Genomic DNA, 10,112 nt, shown 5'->3' with positions numbered 1-10,112 from the left:
ATAGTTATATAGATGTAGTTGATGGACTTATAATTTCAGGTGGATATGATATTAATCCAGCTAGATATAATGAGGAAATACATGAAAAGCTTGAAGAAATATCAGTTGAGAGAGATGAGTATGAGTTTTATTTATGTCAAAAAGCAAAGGAGAAATCTGTTGCAACATTTGGAATTTGTAGAGGGCATCAACTTATAAATGTTGCATATGGTGGGAGTTTGTATCAAGATATTTCTTTAAAGGATGGAGACTTTTTAGAACATAGACAACAAAGAATACCAGCATGTGCAACGCATAATGTTCAGGTGGAAAAAGAGAGTAAGCTATATAATATTTTAGGAGAAAATATTTATGTGAATTCTTTTCATCATTTAGCAATTAAAAACCTTGCAGAGGGCTTTAGTATTTCAGCAGTTTCAGAAGATGGAATTATAGAAGCTATTGAAAAAAAGAATGATGATTTTTTAGTTATGGGGATTCAATGGCATCCAGAAGCACTAACAAAAGATAATGACAAGATGCTTAATATATTTAAATATTTTATAGATAGTATAAAATAGGAAATAAAATATTTAGCTATAAAAGTTGAGTTTATAGGAGGAGTTTTAATAATGGAAAAAAGCAAAAGACATAAAATTGGGCTTTGGAGTATGATTTTACTAGGATTTAACTCAATAGTCGGGACAGGAATATTTCTTTTACCTAATAAAGCTATGAAGCTTATGGGAACAGCAAGTCTTTTAGTAATTTTATTTGATGCAGCACTTGCGGTAGCTGTAGCACTTTGTTTTGCAGAAGCAGGAAGTATGTTTAGTAAAGGTGGAGGACCATATCTTTACACAAAAAAAGCATTTGGAGATTTTCCAGCATTTGAAGTTGGAATAATGACATATGCAGTTTGTATTATTGCAGCAGCAACTATGGCAGTAGGATTTTCAACAGCTTTATCAGTTTTTTGGCCAGCAGCGGCACATGGGTTAACAAAAGACATAATAGTAATTTCTGTAATAGTAGTTTTAACAATTATAAATTTAATTGGAGTTAATTTTACAAAGATTATTTTAAATGTAGCAACTATCGGAAAGTTAGTTCCACTTGTATTATTTATAGCAGTAGGGATTTTCTTTATAAAAGGTTCTAATTTTACACCGATTCTACCTCATAATACATATGTTTCAGGTTCATTTGGAACAGCAGCATTATTAATATTTTTCGCATTTACAGGGTTTGAGAGTTTAGCACTTGGTGCTGAAGATATGGAAAATCCAAAGAAGAATATTCCAAGAGCAATTATTATTGTTATGGCAATAGTTGCAGCAGTATATATGCTTATACAAATAGTTTCAATAGGAATGCTTGGGCAAGGTCTTGCAAATGATTTAACACCAGTAAGTACAGCCACTCAAAGGTTCCTTGGACCATTTGGTGCAGATTTTATTAGTATTGGAATTTTGGTGTCTATCATAGGAATAAATGTAGCACAATCATTTTATACACCAAGAATAGCAAAAAGCTTAGCGGATGATGGATTACTACCAAAACCAATGGCTAAGATGAGTAAAAGAAATGTACCGTATATTGGAATAATAGTAAGTGCAATTATTACAATTCCAATAGCGTTATCTGGTTCATTTACAGAACTTGCAGTTATAAGTTCAATATCAAGATTTGCACAGTATCTTCCAACTTGTGTAGCTATACTTGTTTTAAGAAGAAAGAAAGATTTAAATGCAACATTTAGAATACCTTTTGGACCCATTATACCAATAGTAGCATCTGTAGTTAGTATATGGCTTGTTTTACAATCAAGTTTAAAGAATATAGTTTGGGGGCTTGGTGCTCTTGTTATAGCAGTTCCACTATATTTCATCATGAGAAAATATAATAAACAAGAAGAAATAAAAGAATAAAATTTAGATTAATTACTAATATTTCTTATATAGTGAAAATATATAAGAAATATTGCTTAAAATAGGTTTACTAAATTTGAAAAACAAAATAAAAAAAGATATAATTAATAAGATTTGTGTTAAGAAATTATAAACAAATCTTATTAATTTTTTTTATCTTATAAATTATATTCTTTGAAAATATAATAAGGTGAAATTAAATTTAAACAAATGATAAATGAAAAGGGAGGATCGCATGGGAAATGAGAATTTAACAATTTATGATTTATTATCATTTTTTAAAAGATGGGGTATAGTTATAATTATAATTGCGATTATTGTAGGATATGGTGGACATAAGTATTTAGTGAAACCAAAGTATAGTAATACTGTATTATTGGGGCTTACAGATACTGATACTAGTGGAGCTGTTGGTAAAATAAAAAAATCCCATTACTATACGATGATTAGTGGGGTAGATCTTTTAATGAGAATGAAAGTTTTTCAAAATGATATAGCAGGAGGTTTACAGGGTCAATCTATGGCTAAAGTAAATAAAGGTATTAATATAATACAAAATCCTGAAAATATGACATTTACTATTCAGTATACATCAGAAAATAAGAGTGAAATAAATAATATATTAGATGCATACTCTAATAAAATAATTGAAATAATGAAGAAAGGATACTGCTATAGTATTCATAAAATTAGCCTTGGTAAACTTAGTGAAGTTAACTCAGAGATTTATACAGTAATATATTCAATGATAGGAATAATATTTGGTATTTTAGTATCAGCATTCTTAGATATGATTATATTTAAAGGTAGAAAATCAGGAGGTAAAGAATGATATATTTAATAATTTTATTTGCACTTGCTATATTTGCTATTTTAGATTTTTTCCATGTTAGAGAAAAAACAGTAGCAGGTGCAGGTGGGAAACATGTAGCGGAAAAGATTGATGACTCTAATAAAATTGGAGGATTTAAGCTTACTATATTTATATTAATAGTTCTTGGTTTAATAGCATTTGCTGGATTTAGATACTATGTAGGATTAGATTACTCATCATATTCAAATATATTCTATGAAATAATGGATGGTCAAAAAGTTGGACTAGAGCCAGGATTTGTTTTTGTTAATAAGATAATAGGTGAGCATTTTGCATACCCAACATTAATGTTTTTAATATTTGCAGCAGTAACGGTAGGATTTAAAAGTATTATAATTAAACAGTCTACAAATAGAGTGTTTTTTGCATTATTTATAGCAGTATCATTATATTTCTTAGTTGGGACTATGGGGCAGATAAGAAGTACTTTTGCACAAGCAATAGATTTTATAGCTTTATACTTATATCTGAAAAATAAAAGAATAATACCATTTATACTTATATTAATATCGGTTTTATTCCATGTTTCAGCTATTGTATTTTTACTTATTTTCATTGTTGGTGCAAGAAGATATAATACTGTAGTAATTATAGGACTTTTAGTTGTATGTGCTCTTGGTGGTCACTTCTTAGATATCAAGGGGATTGGATTACATTTTAAAGGTTCATATGGATTTATTGGAGATAAAATATATGCATATACTAATATTATGTCACAAAAAATGGGGCTGAGTTTTAATGTACTATTAGATATCTTTACAGTCACATTTATATTAATAGTAAGAAAAATATATAATATAAATAATCGGAAATTTAATATTTTATTTAATGTTTACTTACTAGGGGTTATATCTATGTTTGTATTCAATAATTATTTCATTATAGGGATTAGATTTTCTAATTATTATAGATTAGCCCTTATACTGCTAATACCATATTTGATGAATAAAATTCATAATAAGAAAGTGAGATTTTTATTTGTAAGTATGTTTGTATTTATATATTTTGTTATGAATATAAGATTTCTACAAGCTAATGCAGTTTTTTATCTTCCATATAGAATGAATATATTTGGGTATATAATTTAATAGAATATTAGGAAGTTTAAAAATATAAAAATAAAACCACTAAGGGGGGAATCCGCTTGGTGGTTTTTCTAATATAAAATAATATGATTGCTAATTATTTTGTAACGCATTATAACTTTTAAATTATCTAACTTCAAATGATGATTGGTCATAAAAGTCAACTTTTTCACCTTTTGGTATTGAGCATGATACTAAAGCTATAACTAACGCTAATGAACCTAATATTAATATTGTCATAATTTTTACCCCCTATAAATTTAATTTCTATTATAAACTAGAAACGTTTTTTTCTAACTTTTTCTAGATTTGTTCTTTTCTATAATATTATTATATCTCTAAAAGATTACAAATAAATATCAATAAAATTAAATAAAAATTTCTTTTTCCGTAAGTATTTATTAAGAAAATTACTATATTAATAATAAGTTACTTAGAAGTGTGTTATGTTAATAAAATATGTAGAGATTTAGGGGTGTGACTATTTATATTTAGCACATATGTGCAACTAAAATGTATCTGAAGTGTATCTGAAATGTAATTTTATTGATGGCATATAGTGGGAATTGATATAAAGAAAGATAGAAATCAAATTTAAATTTCTATCTTTCTTTATAATGCATAAATTATTTTATTTTTCAAATGTGAATGTTAAATTTGAATTATTTTGAAGTGGTATTGTACTTAGGTTATTTGTAGGTAATAGTGTGCCTTTTGAGCTACCTGTAGAATAACTATATTTCCAAGAACCAGAACTTGTATTAGCAATGCCAAATAAACTTGATATATTATCAGAAGTTTCTTTACCAGTAAAGAATGGAGAAAAAATCTGAATGTTGTTTTCAAGGAAACTTCCAATATTTTTTTTCTTTGTTGTAAAAGCAAAATTATCCAAATAATTTTCACCTGATATTTTATCTTGGACAGTTACATTAACTTTATATGTTGCATCACCTTTTTTCTCGAGTTTTTTATGTATGATGACAGCCCCCCCAGCAATTGCTATTATCAATAGTATAATAATTAGTTTTAGATGTTTTCTCATTTCTTACGCCCTCCGAATTGATTTCTACTTATTTATAGCATATTTTAGTTTGCTTTAAAAATAAAGAGTTAAAAAAGTAAAGTTGAATTACAATTTAATTAAAGTTGACTTTTTTTTCACTTGAACGTATACTAAATTAGTCGACTAAGTTAGTCGGCTAATTAAAGGGTGGTGTTGATTTTGGATGAGAGAGATGATGAAGAGTTATATTTAGAAATGAGAACAATGATGAAAACTCACTTTACACAAAGTAGAGCAGTTTTAGAAGAACATGGTCTTTATGTGGGACAACCTAGATTTTTATTTGTTTTAAGGAAACATAGTGGGATTAGTCAAAAAGAAATGGCAGAAATATTATGTGTAAAACCAGCAACTGTTAATGTTACAGTTAAAAGACTTGAAAAAGCAGGTTTTATTGAGAAAAAAATAGATGAAGTTAATAAGAGAGTTTCAAGACTTTATTTAACAGATAAGGGTAGAGATACTTGTATAACGGTTAAAGAAGTTATGAAAAATATAAATGAAAAATCATTTAATGTTTTAAATGATGAAGAGAAAGATTGGCTTAAAAAGATTCTTAAAAAAGTAAACAATAATTTAGAAAAATGTTTAGATAAATAATACAAAAGATTAGGAGAGTGAATAAATGCTTAAATTGTACAAGCAACTTAAACCTTATGTTGGTTCTCTGATTGTGATAGGAATACTTTTATGTATACAGGTAGCAACAAGTTTATTTTTACCAACACTTATGGCTGAGATAGTCGATAAGGGTATTATGAATGGTGATACAAGTTATATATTAAATGTTGGAGGAGAGATGTTAATTGTTACTATTATTGGAATGATAGCTATGATTATATCTTCTTTATTTATATCAAAGGTTGGAATTGGATTTGCAAGGGATATAAGATCAAAATTATTTAGAAAGGTTGAAAGCTTTTCGCAAGGAGATATAGATAAGATAGGTGTAGCCTCTCTTACTACAAGAACTACGAATGATATAACACAAGTTTCAACAGTAACCATTACAATTCTTAGAATGATGGTTACAGCACCTATTATGATGGTTGGAGCAATTATTATGGCTGTTGAAAAGAGTCCAAAACTTTCAGTTGTTATACTTATTGCAATACCTATTCTTTTAATTGTTATAACATTAATTGGTATGAAGGGTGTTCCTTTATACAAAAGTATCCAATCAAGACTTGATAAGGTCAATCAAGTTATGAGAGAGAAACTTAATGGTATAAGAGTTATAAGAGCATTTAATAAGAGTGAGTTTGAAAGTGTTAAGTTTAATGAAGCTAACAAAGAATTAACTGATACATCAATTAAAGTAAATAAGCTTATGGGTTCACTTCAACCAGTTTTAATGCTTATTTTAAATATTACAACTGTAGCACTTGTTTGGGTTGGAGCAATAATGGTCAATAATGGTTCAGTTCAAATAGGTAACCTTATGGCTGTAATTCAATATGCAATGCAGATTATGTTCTCACTTATTATGCTTGCAATGATGTTTGTCATGATTCCAAGAGGAGCAGCATCAGCTAAAAGAATTAATGAAGTTATGGATATTGAGCCATCTATTAAGGATGATATAAAAGTGAAAAATGCCAAAATAGATAAAGGAAGTATTGAGTTTAAAGATGTTGAGTTTGCTTTTGAAGGAGCAGAAACACCAGTTTTAAGTAATATTTCATTTAAGGTTAATGCAGGAGAAACTCTTTCAATTATTGGGGGTACAGGTTCTGGGAAATCTACGCTTGTTAGTTTAATTCCAAGACTTTATGATATTACATCTGGTGAAATTTTAATAAATGGGACTAGTATAGGAAGTATCTCACAAGAAGAACTTAGAAATCATATAGGGTATGTTCCACAAAAAGCTATATTATTTAGTGGAACAATAGAAGAGAATATAAGATATGGGAAAGAAAATGCAACGGATGAAGAAGTAAAACATGCAGCAGGTGTTGCACAGGCTTCTGAATTTATTGAAAAAATGGATGGTTCATATAAACATGCCATAGCTCAAGGTGGAACAAATGTATCAGGTGGGCAAAAGCAAAGATTATCTATTGCTAGAGCGATTGTTAGAAAACCATCAGTATACGTATTTGATGATAGTTTTTCAGCACTTGATTTTAAGACTGATGCAAAACTTAGAGCAGGACTTAAGAATGAAACAAAGGATAGTGCAACAATTATAGTTACTCAGAGAATTAGTTCAGCTAAAGATTCAGATAGAATTTTAGTTCTTGATGAAGGACAAATAGTTGGAATGGGAACACATAAGGAACTTGCAAAAAACTGTCCTTTATATAAAGAGATAGCATTATCACAACTTTCAAAGGAGGAGATGCAAAATGAGTTCAACTAATGAAAAATTAAAACAGAGTAAATCATCAAGCTCTCCATTTGGAAGAGGACAAGGTGGAATGAAAGGGCCAAAGGCTAAAGATTTTAAAGGTTCTATGAAAAGATTATTTGGATATCTTAAAGAATTTAAGATTAGAATGGTAGTTATATTTATACTTGCTATAATAGCAACAATTTTTAGTGTTATAGGACCAAAGGTTTTAGGTCTTGCTATTACTAAGATTGGTGATGGAGTAATGGAAAAGTATAAAGGTGTACCTGGTGCAACTATGGATTTCCATTATATATTTTATGTTTTATTAATCCTTGCAGGGTTATATATTTTAAGCGCTGTATTTTTATTTGCACAGAAGTTTGTAATGGCATCTGTTGCACAAAAAACAGTATATACACTTAGGGAACAAGTAGAAGATAAACTTAATAAATTACCACTTAAATATTTTGATGGACATTCAAAAGGTGATTTACTTAGTAGAGTTACAAATGATTTAGAGAATATAGGTTCAACTCTTCAACAGAGTTTAAATGAACTTATTACATCACTAATCACTGTAATTGGTGTTATGATTATGATGCTTAGTATAAATGTATGGCTTGCACTTATATGTATTATAATAATTCCACTAGGGATATTTGGGATTAAACCAATTATGAAGCGTTCTCAAAAGTTCTTTGCAGAGCAGCAAAAAGAAATTGGTTTAATTAATGGACATATAGAAGAGGTTTATTCAGGTCATAAAATAATAAAGACATTTAATAGAGAAGAAGCATCAATAAAAGCTTTAGAAGAAATGAATGATAGACTTTATGTTTGTGGATGGAAAGCTCAATTTGTATCAGGTATTATAATGCCATTTATGAGATTTGTAAGTAACCTTAGTTATGTTGCAGTTGCAGTTCTTGGTGGGATATTTGTTACAAAGGGATATATAACACTTGGAGATATACAAGCGTTTATAAGATATGTTCAGCAGTTTACACAGCCAATGAGTCAAGTTGCTAATATTATGAATGTACTTCAATCAACAGCAGCTTCTGCTGAGAGAGTTTTTGAAATTCTTGATGAAGAGGAAGAAATTCCAGAGATTGAAGAAACAAAAGTAATTAAAGATTTAAAAGGAAATGTTACATTTGAAAATGTTGAATTTGGATATACAGAAGATAAAACTCTTATAACTGATATGAATATTGAGGCAAAATCAGGTCAAACAGTAGCAATTGTTGGTCCAACAGGAGCAGGAAAAACTACTATTATAAATCTTCTTATGAGATTCTATGATATTAATTCTGGGTCAATAAAGATTGATGGTGTGGATATTAATCATATGAGTAGAAAAGATTTAAGAAATACATTTGGTATGGTTCTTCAGGATACATGGTTATTTAATGGAACTATAAGAGATAATATTGCTTATGGAGTTGAGAGTGCTACATTTGAACAAGTGGTAGAAGCAGCTAAGGCAGCTCATGCAGATCACTTTATTAGAACTCTTACAGATGGATATGATACAGTATTAAATGAAGATGCATCAAATATATCACAAGGTCAAAAACAACTTCTAACAATAGCTAGAGCAATTCTTGCAGACCCCGCAATTTTAATACTTGATGAGGCTACAAGTAGTGTAGATACAAGGACAGAAGTATTTATACAAAATGCTATGAATAGGCTAATGGAGGGAAGAACAAGTTTTGTTATAGCACACAGACTATCAACAATCAAAGATGCTGATATAATTCTTGTTATGAAAGATGGAAATGTTATAGAAAGTGGAAGTCACGATAATCTTATAGAGCAAAAAGGTTTCTATGAAGATTTATATAACAGCCAATTTGGAGAAGAAATAGAAGAAATGATTATATAAAACAGGTAGCTAGATATCTAAGGTGAGACTTAGTAATATCTAGCTATTTTTCTTTATAATATGTAAGAAAAATTTTATATATCAAATTTAACTTTTAATAAACGAATATATATATAATAAATGTTTTTAGGAGTTGAATTAATGTTAAATAAAAATAAAGAAATAATTAAGAAGGTAATTTTGATTTTTGGCATTAGTATATGTGTAATAGTAGTTTTAACTATAGGATTGGTTAGTTATATAGCTAAAAATGGGTTAAAGAATAAATTTGCTGGGAATTTGCCAGTGAACTTTAGCTCAGAAGAAATATCAAATGAAGAAAGAAAAATTCATTTATATGATAATGGTAGAGATTTATATATTGATAGTGAGAATAATTTAGCATTATTAAATAGACAAGCAGGGAGAGATGTAAAATATATTTGTTTAGATGATAAAAATTCAGATTATGATATTTTAGATATTAAAGTTATTGGTGAACAAGTAATTATACTTGCAAAGGTTAAAGATAAAAAGGATTGGGGATTTAAACATAATGAAAGTATTTTTAAACATAAAAAAGGAGAAGAGAAATATGCATATTTAATTACAGAGTTTAGTGAGACTAATACGCTTTTAGGTAGTTGCAAGATTAGTTTTAATAATGAAAATGCTGATTTATCTAGTGTATATGTTTATCAGGAAAAGTATTATATTTCATATCCTGATAGCAAATCAGATAAATATAATTTCTTTTATTTTAATTATGGTGATTCACATAGCAAGGCAGGTGAACGTGAAGGGAAAGTTTTATTTCAAACAGATAATGTATTAACTAATATATATGCAAGTGAGGAACTTCTTGTTTTTGATACATTAAGCAGTAAAACAGGAGAAATTGAAAGCTATTCTATAAATCAAAAGCTTATAGATAATAAAACTTTTACAAAAAATGATTTTAAAAAGTTT

Annotated in this window: 9 protein-coding genes; 8 read left to right on the top strand and 1 reads right to left on the bottom strand. The window is 28.3% G+C overall.

Features of this window, described 5'->3' with window-relative positions; genetic code table 11:
* The 4 genes from Q0V15_RS09400 to Q0V15_RS09385 all read left to right on the top strand — a co-directional run.
* The coding region (locus Q0V15_RS09400) for a gamma-glutamyl-gamma-aminobutyrate hydrolase family protein (protein WP_297438335.1) at positions 1-560 on the top strand (560 nt) is incomplete at its 5' end.
* A gap of 51 nt (positions 561-611) precedes the next feature.
* Positions 612-1,910, top strand: a complete 1,299-nt coding sequence (locus Q0V15_RS09395; RefSeq protein ID WP_297438333.1) for an APC family permease — start codon at positions 612-614, stop codon at positions 1,908-1,910.
* A 235-nt stretch (positions 1,911-2,145) separates the two neighbouring features.
* Positions 2,146-2,742 carry a hypothetical protein gene (locus tag Q0V15_RS09390; protein ID WP_297438331.1) on the top strand — a complete coding sequence of 199 codons (597 nt, stop codon included), beginning with the start codon at positions 2,146-2,148 and terminating at the stop codon, positions 2,740-2,742.
* The gene (locus Q0V15_RS09385) at positions 2,739-3,872 is read left to right on the top strand and encodes an EpsG family protein (protein ID WP_297438329.1); all 1,134 of its coding nucleotides are present in this window, start codon (positions 2,739-2,741) and stop codon (positions 3,870-3,872) included. Before Q0V15_RS09390 ends, Q0V15_RS09385 begins: the two co-directional genes overlap by 4 nt.
* Before the next feature lie 628 nt (positions 3,873-4,500).
* Here Q0V15_RS09385 and Q0V15_RS09380 read toward each other — a convergent pair.
* A complete protein-coding gene (locus Q0V15_RS09380; RefSeq protein ID WP_297438327.1) occupies positions 4,501-4,914 on the bottom strand; it encodes a hypothetical protein in 414 nt (137 codons plus the stop codon).
* Between the two features lie 180 nt (positions 4,915-5,094).
* On the opposite strand from Q0V15_RS09380, the gene Q0V15_RS09375 reads away from it, so the two are divergent.
* The 4 genes from Q0V15_RS09375 to Q0V15_RS09360 all read left to right on the top strand — a co-directional run.
* Positions 5,095-5,535, top strand: coding sequence for a MarR family winged helix-turn-helix transcriptional regulator (locus tag Q0V15_RS09375; protein ID WP_297438325.1), 441 nt, complete (start codon positions 5,095-5,097; stop codon positions 5,533-5,535).
* A 25-nt stretch (positions 5,536-5,560) separates the two neighbouring features.
* Positions 5,561-7,300, top strand: a complete 1,740-nt coding sequence (locus tag Q0V15_RS09370) for an ABC transporter ATP-binding protein (protein ID WP_297438323.1) — start codon at positions 5,561-5,563, stop codon at positions 7,298-7,300.
* Between the two features lie 58 nt (positions 7,301-7,358).
* The gene (locus Q0V15_RS09365) at positions 7,359-9,164 is read left to right on the top strand and encodes an ABC transporter ATP-binding protein (protein WP_297438337.1); all 1,806 of its coding nucleotides are present in this window, start codon (positions 7,359-7,361) and stop codon (positions 9,162-9,164) included.
* 141 nt (positions 9,165-9,305) lie between these two features.
* A partial coding sequence (locus tag Q0V15_RS09360; protein ID WP_297438320.1) for a hypothetical protein occupies positions 9,306-10,112 on the top strand: 807 nt, incomplete at its 3' end.

Origin of the sequence: uncultured Clostridium sp. (genome assembly GCF_947036855.1) — a bacterium.
Lineage (GTDB): Bacteria > Bacillota > Clostridia > Clostridiales > Clostridiaceae > Sarcina.
Note: the sequence above shows the minus strand (reverse complement) of the source record. Positions and strands in the feature narration are given on the sequence as shown.

Excerpts from the sequence above, each read along its gene's own strand:
- Q0V15_RS09395 (WP_297438333.1), top strand. The coding sequence starts at position 612 with ATGGAAAAAAGCAAAAGACATAAAATTGGGCTTTGGAGTATGATTTTA.
- Q0V15_RS09390 (WP_297438331.1), top strand. The coding sequence starts at position 2,146 with ATGGGAAATGAGAATTTAACAATTTATGATTTATTATCATTTTTTAAA.
- Q0V15_RS09385 (WP_297438329.1), top strand. The coding sequence starts at position 2,739 with ATGATATATTTAATAATTTTATTTGCACTTGCTATATTTGCTATTTTA.
- Q0V15_RS09380 (WP_297438327.1), bottom strand. The coding sequence starts at position 4,914 with ATGAGAAAACATCTAAAACTAATTATTATACTATTGATAATAGCAATT.
- Q0V15_RS09370 (WP_297438323.1), top strand. The coding sequence starts at position 5,561 with ATGCTTAAATTGTACAAGCAACTTAAACCTTATGTTGGTTCTCTGATT.
- Q0V15_RS09365 (WP_297438337.1), top strand. The coding sequence starts at position 7,359 with ATGAAAGGGCCAAAGGCTAAAGATTTTAAAGGTTCTATGAAAAGATTA.